Origin of the sequence: Pseudonocardia sp. Ae717_Ps2 (assembly GCF_001932475.1) — a bacterium.
Taxonomy (GTDB): Bacteria; Actinomycetota; Actinomycetes; order Mycobacteriales; family Pseudonocardiaceae; genus Pseudonocardia.
Genome location: NZ_MCIS01000001.1, coordinates 2,186,236 through 2,201,175, shown reverse-complemented (window position 1 = coordinate 2,201,175; position 14,940 = coordinate 2,186,236). Strand labels below are relative to the sequence as shown.

Annotated in this window: 14 protein-coding genes; 12 read left to right on the top strand and 2 right to left on the bottom strand. The window is 72.3% G+C overall.

Annotated features, from left to right (window positions below):
* Window positions 1–2 precede the first annotated feature (2 nt).
* From Ae717Ps2_RS10480 to Ae717Ps2_RS10465, 4 genes are read left to right on the top strand one after another with little or no spacing between them, the layout of a single operon-like run.
* Window positions 3–659, top strand: coding sequence for an iron-containing redox enzyme family protein (locus Ae717Ps2_RS10480; protein ID WP_075305959.1), 657 nt, complete (start codon window positions 3–5; stop codon window positions 657–659).
* Window positions 660–661: 2 nt separating this feature from the next.
* A complete protein-coding gene (locus Ae717Ps2_RS10475) occupies window positions 662–2,272 on the top strand; it encodes an AMP-binding protein (protein ID WP_075305957.1) in 1,611 nt (536 codons plus the stop codon).
* Between the two features lie 14 nt (window positions 2,273–2,286).
* Window positions 2,287–3,087, top strand: a complete 801-nt coding sequence (locus Ae717Ps2_RS10470) for an alpha/beta fold hydrolase (protein ID WP_075305955.1) — start codon at window positions 2,287–2,289, stop codon at window positions 3,085–3,087.
* Window positions 3,084–3,932, top strand: coding sequence for an alpha/beta fold hydrolase (locus Ae717Ps2_RS10465; RefSeq protein WP_075305953.1), 849 nt, complete (start codon window positions 3,084–3,086; stop codon window positions 3,930–3,932). The genes Ae717Ps2_RS10470 and Ae717Ps2_RS10465 overlap by 4 nt, the downstream gene beginning before the upstream one ends.
* 4 nt (window positions 3,933–3,936) lie before the next feature.
* On the opposite strand, the gene Ae717Ps2_RS10460 is transcribed toward Ae717Ps2_RS10465, so the two are convergent.
* Entirely contained in the window at window positions 3,937–4,809 is an 873-nt protein-coding gene (locus tag Ae717Ps2_RS10460; protein ID WP_075333276.1) for a LysR family transcriptional regulator, read from the bottom strand.
* A gap of 104 nt (window positions 4,810–4,913) precedes the next feature.
* On the opposite strand from Ae717Ps2_RS10460, the gene Ae717Ps2_RS10455 reads away from it, so the two are divergent.
* Window positions 4,914–5,840: a DMT family transporter gene (locus tag Ae717Ps2_RS10455; RefSeq protein ID WP_075333275.1), complete on the top strand. Its 927-nt coding sequence runs from the start codon at window positions 4,914–4,916 to the stop codon at window positions 5,838–5,840.
* A gap of 16 nt (window positions 5,841–5,856) precedes the next feature.
* Window positions 5,857–7,101: a cation:proton antiporter gene (locus Ae717Ps2_RS10450; protein ID WP_075333274.1), complete on the top strand. Its 1,245-nt coding sequence runs from the start codon at window positions 5,857–5,859 to the stop codon at window positions 7,099–7,101.
* Here Ae717Ps2_RS10450 and Ae717Ps2_RS10445 read toward each other — a convergent pair.
* Complete coding sequence (locus Ae717Ps2_RS10445) at window positions 7,022–7,981, bottom strand: nitronate monooxygenase family protein (RefSeq protein WP_075305947.1); 960 nt, start codon at window positions 7,979–7,981, stop codon at window positions 7,022–7,024. The two genes, Ae717Ps2_RS10450 and Ae717Ps2_RS10445, sit on opposite strands and share 80 nt — an antisense overlap.
* A 295-nt stretch (window positions 7,982–8,276) precedes the next feature.
* Here Ae717Ps2_RS10445 and Ae717Ps2_RS10440 point away from each other — a divergent pair, with 295 nt between their 5' ends.
* From Ae717Ps2_RS10440 to Ae717Ps2_RS10415, 6 genes are all read left to right on the top strand, one after another.
* Window positions 8,277–9,101 (top strand): alpha/beta fold hydrolase, encoded by an 825-nt coding sequence (locus Ae717Ps2_RS10440; protein ID WP_075305945.1) that lies wholly within the window; start codon window positions 8,277–8,279, stop codon window positions 9,099–9,101.
* Window positions 9,102–10,079: 978 nt separating this feature from the next.
* Window positions 10,080–11,294: a cytochrome P450 gene (locus Ae717Ps2_RS10435; RefSeq protein WP_075305943.1), complete on the top strand. Its 1,215-nt coding sequence runs from the start codon at window positions 10,080–10,082 to the stop codon at window positions 11,292–11,294.
* A 78-nt stretch (window positions 11,295–11,372) separates the two neighbouring features.
* A complete protein-coding gene (locus Ae717Ps2_RS10430) occupies window positions 11,373–12,521 on the top strand; it encodes an aromatic ring-hydroxylating dioxygenase subunit alpha (RefSeq protein WP_083695991.1) in 1,149 nt (382 codons plus the stop codon).
* Window positions 12,521–12,862: an FAD-binding oxidoreductase gene (locus Ae717Ps2_RS10425; protein ID WP_083702324.1), complete on the top strand. Its 342-nt coding sequence runs from the start codon at window positions 12,521–12,523 to the stop codon at window positions 12,860–12,862. The genes Ae717Ps2_RS10430 and Ae717Ps2_RS10425 overlap by 1 nt, the downstream gene beginning before the upstream one ends.
* A 96-nt stretch (window positions 12,863–12,958) precedes the next feature.
* Window positions 12,959–13,801 (top strand): IS5 family transposase, encoded by an 843-nt coding sequence (locus Ae717Ps2_RS10420; protein ID WP_075329730.1) that lies wholly within the window; start codon window positions 12,959–12,961, stop codon window positions 13,799–13,801.
* Complete coding sequence (locus tag Ae717Ps2_RS10415; RefSeq protein ID WP_075333272.1) at window positions 13,798–14,478, top strand: PDR/VanB family oxidoreductase; 681 nt, start codon at window positions 13,798–13,800, stop codon at window positions 14,476–14,478. The genes Ae717Ps2_RS10420 and Ae717Ps2_RS10415 overlap by 4 nt, the downstream gene beginning before the upstream one ends.
* Window positions 14,479–14,940: the final 462 nt, after the last annotated feature.

Here is a 14,940-nt window from a genome sequence, read left to right as displayed (position 1 = left end):
ACATGACCACCGGCAACTACGAGAAGGCGCTGGCCGAGACCTCGGACGTGCTGAGGTCCGACGTCGTCGAGCATCCCTTCATCGACCTGATCCTGCGCGGCGAGCTGACCGAGGGGGTGTACGCGGCCTACCTGCGCGAGACCTACCACCTCGTCCAGCAGACCCCGTACTTCCTCTCCGCCGCCGCCTCCCGCGCCGCCGAGGGATGGCTGCAGGACTGGTTCCTCAACCTCGCGATCGAGGAGCGCCACCACGACCGGCTGTGCGTGCAGGACCTGCGCAGGCTGGGCTACGACACCGACACCTACCTGTCCGGGCTGCCCGGGCTCGGGACCTGGACGATGGTCGGCCAGAACCACTGGCTGGTGTCGATGAAGGACCCGGCGGCGCTCATCGGGTTCGCGGCGGCGACGGAGGGGCTCGGCGCCTCGCTCGGACCCAAGGTCACCGAGGCGATGGCGGGCTACCCGTTCGCGCGGACCGCGCTGAACTTCCTCAAGGTGCACTCCGAGGAGGACCAGGAGCACATCGAGCTGGTCCGCAAGGCCTTCGACCGGGCCGCGACGACCCCGGAGCGGTACCAGCTGATGGTCACGGCCTGGTCGTACACGCTGCGCGCCTACGGACAGCTGTTCACCGACGCCATGACCACGGCGTAGCCATGACCACCGACACCGACGTCACCTCCGACCCGGGCACCGCCCCGGCGGTACTCGGGCCCGAGCCGCCGTGCCCCCTCGCCGAGATCGTCGACGGCATGGCGGACCGGACGGGCCCCCGGCTGTTCTTCCACGGTCCGTCCGGGCCGCAGGAGGCCACCTTCGCCCGGTGCCGAGCCGACGCCGGAGTGCTCGCCGAGACGCTGCGCGCCGCGGGGGTCGGTCCGGGGAGCCGTGTCGCGATCCACGGCGGCACCGGCATCGAGTGGGTGCTCGCCGACCTGGCCTGCACGATCGTCGGTGCGCTGTCCGTCGCGCTGTACTCGACCGCGCCCGTGCCGCGGGCCGTGTCGGCCGCCGTCGAGAGCCGGTGCGCGCTGGTGCTCACCGACCGCCGGGAGGCGGTCCCGGCGTTCGCGGAGGCGGGCCTGACGGTGCTGTTCCTCGGTCCGCCGGGGTCCGGCGACGGCGCGGGGGCGGTCGCGGTCGGCGACATCGTGGCCGCGGGGGCGCACGAGGGGTTCCGCCCCGCCCACCGCCGGACCGGACCGTTCACCGTCGTCTCGACGAGTGGCACGCTGTCGGAACCGAAGCTGTTCGCGGTGCACGCCGACCCGCTGCTGTTCACGATGGACCGGTTCGCCGAGATCTACGGCATCGACGACCGGGACCGGCTCCTGCTCTACCTGCCGCTGTCCCACCTGCCGCAGCGGATGATGCTCTACTGGGGCCTGCGAACGGGTCTGGACTTCGTGCTGTCGGACCCCGCGCGGTTCGTCGCGGACACCGCGCGGCACCACCCGACGCTGCACGTCACCGTCCCCCGGGTGCTCGAGCACCTCCGCGCCCGGGCCGCCGCGGCCGGCACCCCGGCACCCGCCGCCGCGGTCGCGGCGATGCTCGGGGACTCGGTGCGTTCGGTGTTCGTCGGGAGCGCGCCGACACCGCCCGCCCTGATGGCCGAGCTGCTCGACGCCGGGATCCCGCTCTACGAGGTCTACGGGACCACCGAGCTGGGCATGATCGGGCTCAACACCCCCGAGACCCGCGAGCCGGGCACGGTCGGGCGCCCGATCCCCTGGGGCCGGGTCCGGCTCGACGTCACGACGCGGGAGATCCTCGTCCGGACACCCACCCCCTTCCTCTACGGCCGGCTCGTCGACGGTCGGGTCGAACGGCGGTCGTGGGACCCCGAGCGCTACGAGCCCACCGCCGACGCCGGGTCGTTCGACGGGCGGGGCCTGCTCACCGTGCTCGGCCGGACCCGGGACTTCGTCGCGCTCGGCAGCGGCGAGAAGGTGTTCGTCCGGCCGATCGAGGAGGCCGTGGCGGCGGCGACCGGCGCGGGGCTCTGCCAGGTCGGGCTGCGGCCGGACGGGCGGCTGGGCGCCCTGCTCTTCTTCCCGCACCCGGACCCCGCGCGGCCGCCGGTCGGCGAGCTCCTCGCCGCCGTCAACGCGGCGGTGCCGGGCTGGGAACGGGTCCGCAGCTACGCCGTGGTCGACCGCATGCCGACGGTGGAGGAGGGCTGCCTGACCGAGACGACCAAACCCCGCAGGCACGCGATCGACGAGATCCACGGACGGGCCGCCACGTGGGTCGCCGTCCGATGACGAGAGGAGCAGGGATGGCGGACGGGTCCACGGTGGACACCATCGCGGTGCCCGGCGGCGGCATCCGCTGCCGGACGGTGGGTGCGGGACCGCCGCTGGTGCTGCTCACCACCTTGTCCGGGAGCTGGATGCGCCAGGTTCCGACGCTGCGCGAGCACTTCACCGTGATCACCTACGACATGCGCGGCTTCGGCGACTCCCCGTCGACCACCGGGTTCCCGGACAACGCCGCCCATGCGGACGACCTGGCCCGGGTCCTGGACGCGCTGGGCGTGCCCGCCGCCACGGTGGTGGGCCTCTCGCACGGCGGGCTGGTCGCGCAGCACGTCGCGGCCAAGCACGCCGAGCGCCTCAGCGGCCTCGGGCTGGTCGCCACGTTCGGCGCGTCACACGGGCCGACGCGGCTGCTGCTCGGAATGCTCAACGGGTTCCTCGAGCGGGACGACGTCGGCGGGTTCTGGGAGGTGCTGAAGGCCTTCCTGTTCTCCGAGGCGGGCGCCGAGACCCTGCGCCGCCGCGAGCGCGCCCTGCGGCGGGCGATGTTCGACCAGTACGACGCCGCGAGCCTGCGCAGCATCTACGGCGGCGCACTCGAGCACGACGGGACGACGTTGCTCGCCGGGCTGACGGGCGTGCCGACGCTCGTCGTCGGCGGCCGGGAGGACATCCTGTTCCCGCCGGTGCTCACCGAGCGGCTCGCCGACCTCGTGCCGGGATCGCGCCGTGAGCTGCTGGCCGCCGCGCACCTGCCTCCGGTCGAGGCACCCGAGGCGTTCAACGCCCTGCTCGTCGAGGCCTTCGGCGGGCGGTCGTGACGGCCGCCGACCAGGCCGGCGGGCGGCTGGTGGAGCTCGACGGGGCCACCCTGCACGTCACCGAGTCGGGCCCGCCCGGCGGGCGGCCGGTCGTCCTGGTCCACGGTTTCCTCACCGACTCGACGACCTGGCGGCACGTGGCCCCCGGCCTGGCCGAGCGGTACCGGACCGTGCTCGTCGACCTGCCCGCCTGCGGGGGCTCGCCCGTGCCCGGTCGGACCGACTGGACCGCGGACTCCGCCGCCGACCTGCTCGTCGGGCTGCTGGACGCGCTGGAGCTGCGGGACCCGGTGCTGGTGGGCAGTCAGATGGGCGGCTCGCTGACAGCGTGGGCGGCGGCCCGCCATCCCGGCCGGCTCGCGGGGATGGTGGTGATGGCGGCCGGAGCCCTCGGTGAGGGGGCGGCGAACCTGGGGCTCTTCCGCGCTCTCGGCGCTCCGCTGCTGGGGCCGCTGCTGGCCCGGGCGTTCCCGTACGGGCCGTTCGCCGCCCGGTGGGCGGCGACGCACGGGCCCGGTTTCGTCCCGGAGCCCACGGCCGTGGCCCACTACCACCGACAGCTCCGCGGGCGGGGCGCGCCGATGGCGCGGTTCGGCCTCGGCGTGCGGCTGAGCTACGGCGAGGACTTCGACGTGCTGGCCGGTCCGCTGCGCGGCGCGACGCTGCCGACGACGCTGGTCTTCGGCGCCGCCGATCGGCTGGTCCCGCCGTCGACGGGCCGACGGTTCGCCGAGCTACTGCCGCACGCCCGGCTCGTCGAGCTGCCCGGGTGCGGGGACTTCCCCCAGGAGGAACGCCCCGACGAGGTCCGCGACGCGGTCCGGGCGCTGATCGAGCAGCTGTGAGGGCTCAGGCGGCCCGCCGGGCGCGGACGGCGTCGATCATCTGCGCCACTCCCGGACGCCACGGCCTGCGGGCGGGGCCGGTGAGCACGAGCTCGCGGCGCAGGTGCTGGGCCACGGGCACCAGCACGAGGCCCGCACCCTCCATCCCCGCGGCGAGGCCGGGCACGAGCGAGACCCCGATCCCGGCCCGCACCATGGAGAACAGGGTGCTCAGCTGGCGGACGCGGTGGGTGGGGGTGAACGCGCAGCCCGCCTGCCGGTACAGCTCGCGGATCTGCCGCTCGCACCCCCCGGTGGACAGCAGCAGCGGATCGTCCGCCAGGTCCGCCACGTCCACGGACCGCTCCCCCGCCAGGGGGTGGTCGGTACGCAGCACGACCTGGAACCCGTCGGCCGCGACCGGCAGCGCCTCGGTCGTCCCGAAGTCCGGGTCCACCACGATCGCGAGGTCCACCGTGCCGTCCTCCAGCCAGCCGACGACCTCGTCGTCCTCGCCCTCCAGCAGCACGATGCGCAGCTCCGGGTACTCGGCCGACCATCCCGCGAGCAGGCCGGGGAGCACGGCGTGGCACGCGGTCGGCGGCGCGGCGAGGGTGACCGCACCGGACGGGTTCTCGGCGGGATCCCGGAGCAGCTCCTCCGCGGCCGCCGCCTCCGCGACCGCGATCCTGGCGTGCTCCACCAGTCTGCGGCCGAGCAGTGTCGGGGTGATCGGGACACCACGCGCCACGACCGGGCGGCCGGCCGCCCGCTCCAGGGCGGCGATGGCGTGCGACACGGCCGACTGGCTGACGCCGAGCCGATGCGCGGCCGCGCCGAAGCCGCCCGTGTCGACGACGGCGACCAGGGCACGCAGCTGGGGAAGAGCGACGGACATGAACGATCCTCATGACAGACTGATCATCACTTGTTGGACTCATGCTTACCCGATCGCGAGACTCCACGCCAGACCTCTCGCGAACGGGGAAGGACGAGACACCCATGAGCACCACGGACCGGACGACCGAGCGACCCGACGGGACCCGGGCGGTGACCCGCTGGCTGCCGGGCTTCATCCTGCTCTCCGCGATCTGGGGATCCAGCTTCGCGCTGATCAAGCTGGCCGTGGACGACGGCGTCGCGCCGATCTGGGTGGCGCTGTGGAGGTGCCTGTTCGGCGCGTTGGCGTTGCTGGCGGTGTGTGCCCTGCGCCGCGAGCGGCTGCCCCGGTCCCGGTCGACGTGGGGTCACGCCGCGGTGGTGGCGGCACTGCTCAATGCGGCGCCGTTCGCGCTCTTCGCGTTCGGCGAGCAACACGTCAGCTCCCTGCTCGCCGGGGTGATCAACGCGACCACCCCGCTGATGACGCTGGTCTTCGTGCTGGCCCTCGTGCGGGGCGAGCGGATGACGCTGCGCCGGGTGCAGGGACTGCTGCTCGGCTTCGTCGGGGTGCTGTGCCTGCTGGCGGTGTGGCGGGGGCTGGCGGGCGGCACGCTCACCGGCACGCTGGCCTGTCTCGCCGCGACGGCCTGCTACGGCGCCGGGTTCGCCTACACCCGCCGGTTCTTCTCCGGCCGGACGGAGTCGGCGGTCGCGCTCTCCGCCGCTCAGATCGGGGCGGCGACCGTCGAGCTGGCGCTGGTCGCGGCGGTCACCGGGACGGCTCCCACGCTGCCGGGGCCCGTCGCCTCGATCGGGCTGGTCGTCCTCGGAGCGCTCGGGACGGGCTACGCCTTCCTGCTCAACCTGCAGGTCATCCGAGCCGCCGGAGCGACGATCGCCTCGACCGTCACCTACGTGACCCCCATCTGGTCCACCGTCATCGGGGTGGTGCTGCTCGGCGAGCCGTTCGGCTGGAACACCCTGGTGGGCGGGGTCCTGATCGTGCTGGGCATCCTCGTCACCCGCTCCAGCCCGCGGCCCCGCTGACCCGGGGGGCCGCCGCGTGACGGGGAGCGAGGTCGCGGTCCGGACCCTGCTCGCCATCGGGATCGTGCTGCTGGCCTGCAACGTCGCCGGTTGGCTCGTCGGACGGATCGGCCAACCCCGGGTGGTGGGCGAGCTGCTCGCCGGGATCGCGCTGGGCCCGAGCGCGCTGGGCCTCGTACTGCCGGAGGTCGTCGCGCAGCTGTTCCCCGAGCCGGTCATCGGGGCACTGCGCGTCGTCGCCCAGCTCGGTCTGGTCCTGTTCCTGCTGCTCGTCGGCATGGAGACCGCCCCGGGTGGCGATCGGCTCGAACCGGTCCGGGTGGGCGGTGTCGCCGCCGCGTCCGTCGTCGTCCCGCTGGTCCTCGCCGGCGCGCTGGCCATCGGGCTGTACCCGGCATACGGCGAGGGCTCGCCGCTGGTCGCGTTCGTGCTGTTCGTCGGGGCCGCGGTCTCGGTGACCGCGCTGCCCGTGCTGGCCCGGCTGCTGCGGGAGACCGGCTTGACGGGCACCCGGATCGGGGCCACGGCGCTGGTCGCGGCCGCCGCCAACGACGTCGTGGCCTGGGTGCTCGTGGCCGTGGCGGCGACGGTGACCGAGGCCGACGGCGTCGGGCCCTTCCTGCTGACGGCCGGCGGCGCCGTCGTGCTCGTGCTGGTGCTGCTGTCGGGGGTCCGGCCGCTGCTGGCGCGCTGGGGGACGCCGCCGCTGTGGGTCCCGGTCGTCGTCGCCCTCCTCTCGGCGTGGGCGGCCGAGCAGGTGGGGATCCACGCCATCTTCGGGGCCTTCCTCGCCGGTGTGGCGATGCCGAGGTCCGATCTCTGGCGGGAGCACGTGCGCGCCCGGCTCGACCCGGCCGTCACCGCCGTCCTGCTCCCGGTCTTCTTCGTCGTGGTCGGGCTCTCGACCCGCGTGGACACGCTGACCCCGCTCGACGCGCTCGTGTTCGTGGCCGTGCTGGTCGTGGCCGTCGTGGGCAAGATCGGTGGGGTCGGCCTGACCGCGCGCCTGCTCGGCGACGAGCGGCGGGACGCCGCGACGCTCGGCGTGCTGATGAACGCGCGGGGCGTCACCGAGATCGTGGTGCTGACCGTCGGGCTGGACCTCGGGCTGATCGGCCCGACCGTGTTCACCGTCCTGGTCCTCGTCGCCGTCGTGACGACGTTCATGACGGCACCGCTGCTCAGGATGATCCGCGGCCCCGGTCGTCGGGCCGCGCCGGCGCCGGCCGGAGCGCGGCCACGATCGCCGCGGCCGGGCTGACCCCGGGGACGAGACCGACGCCCTGGCCCGCATAGTGCGCGAGCGCCTCGATCTCACCACGGACCCCGGCCGTGGGGATCACGTCGTCGTAGCGCCGGACCGGGCGTCCGCCGGCGTCGACGGCGACGACCTCCGGCGACAGGTCGGTGCGGGCGGTGCTGCTGTTGCGCAGTGCGCGGTGCGGCGCATCGGGCCAGCCACCGGTGAACACCTCACCGAGCACCGTGTCCGACGGGCCCGCGGCGGCGAGCCGCGCGCGGTACTCGGGGTGGACGTCCGCCTCGCGGGCCGCCAGGAACCGCGTCCCGACCCACGCCGCGTCCGCGCCGAGGGCCGACACCGCGGCCACCCCGCGGGCGTCGGCGATCCCGCCGGCGGCGAGGACCGGCACGTCCACCGCGTCGACCACCGCGGGCACCAGGGCCAGCGTGGAGACCGTCCCCAGGACGTGCCCGCCCGCCTCCCACCCCTGCGCGACGACGGCGTCGACGCCGGCCGCGGCGGCCCGGACGGCGTCCTCGACCGCCCCGACCATGTGCACGTGGACCATCCCGCTGCCGCACAGCGCCGCCGCGACCGGCGCGGGGTCTCCCCACGAGGTCGACAGCACGGGGACCCCCTCGGCGACGCAGATCCGCACGTGGTCGGCGGGCGCCTGGGCCAGCACGAGGTTGACCCCGAACGGCCGGTCCGACAGCTCACGTACTCGTGCGATCGCCCGCACCAGCTGCGCGGCGGACAGCCAGGACCCGGCCAGCACACCCAGGCCGCCCGCCTCGCCCACCGCCGCCACCAGCTCCGGTGTGCAGGCACTCCCGATCGGGGCCTGCACGATCGGCGCAGCCAGGCCCAGACGCTGCACGAACGACGGGCGGCTCATCGCGGTGATCGTCCCCGACCGCGTGGACCTCGTCCAGCGGGGCGGCGGGCACGGTGGTCGGGGCACGCCGCCGAGCGCAGGCAGCTCGTGCGGGCCGGCCTCATCGCGGAGACCGCGCCCCTACTTCCGTTGCGGCGCTCCGCATCAGGCCGTCGGGCGACCGTCACGAATCCAGTCATCTGACGGGCCCTGCTCGCCGACGGCTTCTGCAATATTCGCGTTGTCGAACGCGGGGTGACCGAAGCCCCGGCGACCCCGGCGGGGAGACCCCCCATCTACGAACGGAGACACCCCGATGCCCACGCTCACCACGAACGACGGTACGGAGATCTTCTACAAGGACTGGGGCACCGGTCAGCCCATCGTCTTCAGCCACGGCTGGCCGCTCTCGGCCGACGACTGGGACGCCCAGATGCTGTTCTTCCTCCAGCACGGCTACCGGGTCATCGCCCACGACCGGCGCGGCCACGGCCGTTCCGCCCAGGTCAGTGACGGCCACGACATGGATCACTACGCCGACGACCTGGCCGCACTGACCTCACAGCTGGACCTGCACGACGCTGTGCACGTCGGGCACTCCACCGGAGGTGGTGAGGTCGTCCGCTACCTCGCCCGCCACGGCGAGTCCCGGGTCGCGAAAGCGGCGATCATCTCGGCGGTTCCGCCGCTGATGGTGCAGACCGAGGCGAACCCGGGCGGCCTGCCCCGCAGCGTGTTCGACGACCTGCAGGCCCAGCTTGCGGCCAACCGCTCGGAGTTCTACCGGTCCCTGCCGGCCGGACCGTTCTACGGCTTCAACCGGCCCGGCGTCGAGCCGTCGGAAGCGCTCATCCAGAACTGGTGGCGGCAGGGCATGATGGGCGGCGCCAAGGCTCACTACGAGGGCATCGTCGCCTTCTCCCAGACCGACTTCACCGACGACCTCAAGAAGATCACCGTGCCCACTCTGGTCATGCACGGCGACGACGACCAGATCGTCCCCTACGCCGACTCCGGCCCGCTGTCGGCCGAGCTCCTGCCCCACGGCACCCTCAAGACCTACTCCGGTTTCCCCCACGGCATGCCCACCACCGAGGCTGCCACGATCAACGCAGACCTCCTGGACTTCATCCGTTCCTGAGTCAGCAGACCGGAGGACCGTAAGCCGGAGCCGGCACCACGTGGCCGGCTCCGGCGGTCGGCTCCGGCGACTGTGCGCCGCCACCCGTGGGGCGGGATCCGGACCCGGCAGGGAGCCGGTCTCAGACCGCTCTCAGCGGGACGGGCGTCGAGGTGGCGCCGCAGCGTCGAGGTCACCCGCGCGACCATCACCCACCGCCGCGGCCGCCGGCCGAGCGAGCGGACCAGCGCGGTCCGGCACCGGTGGCGCGCGATGGGCTGCTGGAAGACCAGATGCGCGGCTATCAGCAGGCCGCCGAGCTCACGGGCACGCTGCACGAGCTGCCGAGCTGCCCGCGCTCGGCGGTGGTGCACGTCCTGACCGCGGCCTGAGTCGAGCTGCCCAACAACCGTCCCCCACCGATCGAGGTCCGCCGCGCGGTCACCCACCTCCAGCGGGCACTGACGCGAGACCCACGGCCCTCCCCGCCAACACGCTCGGTGAGCCTCCCCGCCCGAGGCCAGCCACGGCATGCAGCAACTCTTTGTGGTCCCACGGCCTCGAGGCGGGCATCTGCCAGCTCGACGGGATCGACGACGAGACCCGGCGCCACCTGCTGCGCATGACCGCACCTTGCCCCCGCAACCCCTTGCACTTCTCTTGAATGGGAGTCAAGATAGCTGCGGCCAGGACACAGGGGCACGGCGGATCAGCCCCCTCGGGTCGTCCGGACCACCCTCCAGCGCCGGAGAGAGGAGTCGCGGTGTCCTTCCGAGTCGACATCGGCCTCGCCCACCAGACCCGCCGTGTGGCCACCGTGGGTTTCGCGGGCACCGCCCAGCAGGACGACCTTCGATCCCGAGGACCTGATCACCAGCTACGAGCGGGACGTCCCCGAGCATCTGCCCGTCCGCCGGGCCGACGACCCCGGGCCAACGGGTCGCTGACCCCACACGTCTGCCCGACCCTCTGCTGCGGAACACCATGGGAGGACGAGCGATGACGATGGTGCTGGACCAGCGCAACGAGGAGTTTCACGACGATCCGTACCCGCTCTACCGGCAGGTACGTGACCGGACGCCGGTCATGTTCTACGAACCCATGAACAGCTGGCTGGTGACCCGCTACGAGGACGCGAACCTCTGTCTTCGCAGCCCGAAGCTCTTCACCCGCAACACGTTCTGGGACGCCCCGACGAGTCGGCACGACCCGGCGGACGACCGGCAGGCCTACGTCATCGAGAGCTTCTCGCAGATCATGATGATGAAGGACGGAGGCGACCACACGCGGATGCGTCGGCTCTCCGGCCTCACGTTCTCCCCTCGCAAGATCCGTTCCGGCAGGGACGCGGTGGAACGCATCTGCCGCGAACTGCTCACCATGTGCCGGGAGAAGGGCGACTTCGACTGGGCGCACGACTTCGCGAACCTGCTGCCGAGCCTGGTCATCGCCGACTACATCGGAATCCCCGTGTCCGATCGCGAGACCGTCCGTGTGCTGGCCGATCGGCTCGCGCTCATCTTCGAACCGCGTCTGTCCGACCCCGAGCGGTTCGGCATGCTCGTCGAGGTGTCCGGGCTGGCCGCGTTGCTCGACGAGCTCATCGACCAACGGCGGGCGGCGCCGCAGGACGACTTCATCTCGCTCCTCGTCTCCCGGGACCGGGAGTCCGGAGGCATGACCCCCGAGGAGGTCCGGGGCAACCTCCTCCATTTCCTCGTCGCGGGCAACGAGACGACCACCAACCTGCTCTGCCACATGGCGGTCGTACTCGACTCGCACCCCGAGGTCGCGGACCGGGTTCGAGCCGATTCCGGGCTGGTCCCGGCGTGGGTGGAGGAGACCCTGCGGCTCGAGGCACCGATCGTGTCCACCCTGAGGAGGCTCGCCGGGGATGCCGAGATCGCGGGCCGGACACTCCCGGCCGGGGACCTCGTCCGGATCGTCCTGGCCTCGGCCAACCACGATGAACGCCGGTTCTCCCGGCCCGACGAGTTCGACCTCGACCGTCCGGACAACCAGCATCTGTCGCTCGGGGTGGGCCCACACTTCTGTATCGGCGCTCCCCTCGCCCGACTGGAGGCCGCGGTCGCCGGCGAGCTCCTCACGTCGGAGTTCCCCGATCTGCGGCTCATCCCGGGCGGCACGCGGGAACGCAAGCCCGACGACATCCTGCGGGGCTACCTCCGGCTGGACGCGGCCACGACCACCTGACGCCGAGGTCGCGCGCACAGCGGCTCCGTCGTCGACGCGTTCACCGCTGCCGATCCTCCTCGCAGGTGGTGGGAACCGATGTCGAAGGCATCGGGAGCCTCACGAACAGCTGCGTCCAGCCTGCCTCGGCCCGCAGTCATCTCGTCCGACGACGAAGGAGGAGACAGTGTTCCCTCGAACGCCTGGTATGCCGCGGCCATGGGTCGCGAAGTGGATCGGACCCCGCTGTCACGCACGATGGGGGGACGCCCGGTCGTCCTCTACCGCACCGAAGCGGGCGCGCCGGTCGCCCTGGCGGACGCCTGCTGGCATCGGCTGGTCCCGCTGTCGCTCGGCTCCCTGCGCGGTGACGACCTCGTCTGCGGATACCACGGCATCGCCTACGACCCGCGCGGTCGATGCACCTTCATGCCCTCCCAGGAGACGATCAACCCCAGCGCGTCCGTGACCTCGTTCCCGGTGGTGGAGCGGGACCGGCTCATCTGGGTCTGGCTCGGTGATCCGGCGCTGGCAGATCCCGGCACGGTCCCGGACCTCCACTGGGCGGACGACCCTCGCTGGGCCGGCGACGGCGAACTGCTCGCAATGGAGTGCGACTACCGACTGATCCTGGACAACCTCATGGACCTCACCCACGAGAGCTTCATCCATGGCTCCAGCATCGGGAACGCCGCCGTCGCCGAGACACCGTTCACCGTGAGCCACACCGACGACAGCGTCACCGTCACCCGGTGGATGCTGGGGATCACGCCTCCCCCCGCCTGGGCGGAGGAGATGCGACTGCGCTTTCCCGACTACGACGGCCCCGTCGACCGATGGCAGGTCATCCGGTGGCAGGCACCGTCGACCATCACGATCGACGTGGGGGTGGCGAAGGCCGGCTCCGGCGCCCCGGACGGGAACTACGACCAGGGCGTGCGCGGTTACGTGCTCAACACCGTCACCCCGGAGACGGACCGGACCGCGCACTACTTCTGGTTCCGGATGCGCAACCACGCCCTCGACGACGTCGTTCTCACCCGTGCCCATCGGGCAGCGGTCCACCGGATCTTCGGGGAGGACGAGGTGATGCTCAACGCCCAGCAGGTCGCCGTCGACGCCCACCCCGGCTACGACTTCTACAACCTCAACATCGACGCCGGCAGCATGTGGGTCCGACGCATGATCGGCCGGCTCGTTGAGGCCGAGGCGGAGCTGGTGGGCGCCCGCTCCGACGGGACGAGCTGATGGCACACCGTGTGGCCCCGCGGTGGGAGCGCGCGGTCGTCGCCTCCTCGACGACGGTGGCCGATGGCGTCCGGCACATCCTGCTGGACATTCCCCGGAGCCGCCCCGCCCCGCCCGGCTCACACGTCGACGTGCTCGTCCCGACGAGGGACGGGGGGCAGCTCGTCCGCTCCTACTCGGTGGTCGAGCACGGCAGGCAGTCCGGTGGCTGCGGGATCGCGGTACGTCTCGATCCGCGCAGCAGGGGTGGCTCCGCGTTCATGCACACGCTGGAGGCGGGCGACACGGTGACGGTGTCGCAGCCCGTCCAGGACTTCGAACTTAGAGGTCGCGCGGATTGATCACAGCTGGGTCGCGGCCGGGTGTCGATGGTGAGGGGCGGGCACGGGCCTGTCGATCATGAAGTTGTTGACTCTTCGTGATCGTCTGGAGGCCGCGTGCCCGCCCTGCCATCATGGTTGACCGAGCCGTTGTGGGACCAGTTCGCCGCGCTGCTGCCGCCCCGGGTCGAGTTCGATCCCACTCATCCGTGGGGCTGTCACCGCCGCCGGATCGCGGATCGGGTCGTGTTCGACAAGCTCCTGCAGGTGCTGCGGTTCGGCTGCCCGTATCAGGGCGTCTCCGACAGCACCTGCTCGGCGACCACCATCCGCGATCGCCGTGACGAGTGGATCCGGCTCGGGGTCTTCGCCCAGCTACGCCGGATCGCCCTGGACGCCTACGACCGCATCGTCGGCCTGTTGCTTGACGACGTTGCCGTCGACGGCGCCATCACCAAGGCCCCCGGCGGCGGTGAGGTCGCCGGACCGTCACCGGTTGACCGGCGTAAACAGGGCATGAAGCGATCGGTGCTCGTCGAGGGCCATGGCATCCCACTGGGCCGGGTCCTGGCCGGGGCACACCGCCACGACTCCCCGCTACTGGGCCCCACTCTCGACCACCTCGACGCTCTCGGCCCGCTGCCCGACGACATCACCGTGCACCTCGACGCCGGCTATGACTCCGGTAAGACCCGCGACACACTCACCGAACGGGGCCTGCACAGCGAGATCGCGCGCAAGGGCGAGAAAGCACCGATCCAGGCCACCCAACGCTGGCACATCGAGCGCACCAACGCCTGGCACAACAGCTTCAACCGGCTGCAGCGCTGCTACGAACGCCGCGAAACCGTCGTCGACGCGTTCTTCGACCTCGCCGACACCATCATCACACTCCGTAGCCTGATCCGGCAGGCCTGGACCACGCACCGCTGGGACAGCCGACCACACCGCCGCCCATGATCATCCATCAATCCGCGCGACCTCTTACTCCCGGCCGGGAGCGGTACCTGTTGCTCGCCGGCGGCATCGGTATCACTCCCCTGCTCAGCATGGCGCACGCGCTGGCGGCGTGGGGCGCCGACTACGAACTGGTCTACGCGGGGCGGTCCCGCGCGTCGATGGCGTTCCTCCCCGACCTCGAGGCCGACCATGCCGCCAGGCTGCGGACCGTGGTGGACGACGAGGACGGACCGCTGGACGTTGCTGCGCTCGTCGACGGCGTCAGCCCCGACACCGAGCTCTACGTCTGTGGCCCCTCGGGCATGCTCGCCGCCGTCCAGCACGCGTGGAGCACCAGCGGCCGCCCACCCGCCCGCCTGCGCTTCGAGACGTTCGGGAACAGCGGCAACCTGCCGACCACACCGTTCATCGTCCGTGTCCCACGGCTGGGCCTCGATGTCGAGGTGTCACCGGGGAGCACGGCCGTGCAGGCTCTGGAGGCAGCAGGCGCCGAGGTGATGTCCGACTGTCTGCGGGGCGAGTGCGGGCTGTGCGTCGTCCCGGTTCTCGCCGTGGGATCAGGAGCCATCGACCACCGGGATGTGTTCCTCAGCCCGCGGCAGAAGTCCGCTGGCCGCGACATCTGCCTCTGTGTGTCGAGGGTCGCCGACGGCGAGATCACCGTCGAGCTTCCCTGACGCGTCGACGCCGACCTCGACCGCTGTGACCGGGCTGATCGGGCTCGCGGAGCGCGTCGCCCTCTCCGGCGCGCGGCTGCGACTGTCCAGCCCGACCGGCGGGCCGACCCCTGCCGCGGGTCGAACCGAGCGTTTGCCAACCTGGTCATGTACTGGCGATGATGAGGATCTGAACTGCGCCATGAGGTTGTGCGCGGTGTTCACTGGAGCGGATCCTCCTCAGGACTCGCCAGTTCCTCAACTCGGCATTGGCCCGCTCGCCTGGTCCGCGCCGCACGAATCGGTAGCCGGCAGCCGAGGCACGTCGACGGGGTCGGGCTGGCGCTGCTCGCGCACCAGCCCGACCCGTTCGGCGACGCATACCTCGCGCGAACGTGTGAAGACCCGCCCGTCGCCGCGGTTCCCGATCCTGGCCGCCTCCGCCAGTCGCTCGCCGAGATCCGTGCACGGGGGGGGGCTACA

What these genes read in the sequence shown, in the direction of transcription:
- Ae717Ps2_RS10440 (WP_075305945.1), top strand. Translation starts at nt 8,277, where the DNA reads ATGCCCACGCTCACCACGAACGACGGTACGGAGATCTTCTACAAGGAC.
- Ae717Ps2_RS10460 (WP_075333276.1), bottom strand. Translation starts at nt 4,809, where the DNA reads ATGTCCGTCGCTCTTCCCCAGCTGCGTGCCCTGGTCGCCGTCGTCGAC.
- Ae717Ps2_RS10480 (WP_075305959.1), top strand. Translation starts at nt 3, where the DNA reads ATGACCACCGGCAACTACGAGAAGGCGCTGGCCGAGACCTCGGACGTG.
- Ae717Ps2_RS10415 (WP_075333272.1), top strand. Translation starts at nt 13,798, where the DNA reads ATGATCATCCATCAATCCGCGCGACCTCTTACTCCCGGCCGGGAGCGG.
- Ae717Ps2_RS10425 (WP_083702324.1), top strand. Translation starts at nt 12,521, where the DNA reads ATGGCACACCGTGTGGCCCCGCGGTGGGAGCGCGCGGTCGTCGCCTCC.
- Ae717Ps2_RS10430 (WP_083695991.1), top strand. Translation starts at nt 11,373, where the DNA reads ATGTCGAAGGCATCGGGAGCCTCACGAACAGCTGCGTCCAGCCTGCCT.
- Ae717Ps2_RS10445 (WP_075305947.1), bottom strand. Translation starts at nt 7,981, where the DNA reads ATGAGCCGCCCGTCGTTCGTGCAGCGTCTGGGCCTGGCTGCGCCGATC.
- Ae717Ps2_RS10475 (WP_075305957.1), top strand. Translation starts at nt 662, where the DNA reads ATGACCACCGACACCGACGTCACCTCCGACCCGGGCACCGCCCCGGCG.
- Ae717Ps2_RS10470 (WP_075305955.1), top strand. Translation starts at nt 2,287, where the DNA reads ATGGCGGACGGGTCCACGGTGGACACCATCGCGGTGCCCGGCGGCGGC.
- Ae717Ps2_RS10455 (WP_075333275.1), top strand. Translation starts at nt 4,914, where the DNA reads ATGAGCACCACGGACCGGACGACCGAGCGACCCGACGGGACCCGGGCG.
- Ae717Ps2_RS10435 (WP_075305943.1), top strand. Translation starts at nt 10,080, where the DNA reads ATGACGATGGTGCTGGACCAGCGCAACGAGGAGTTTCACGACGATCCG.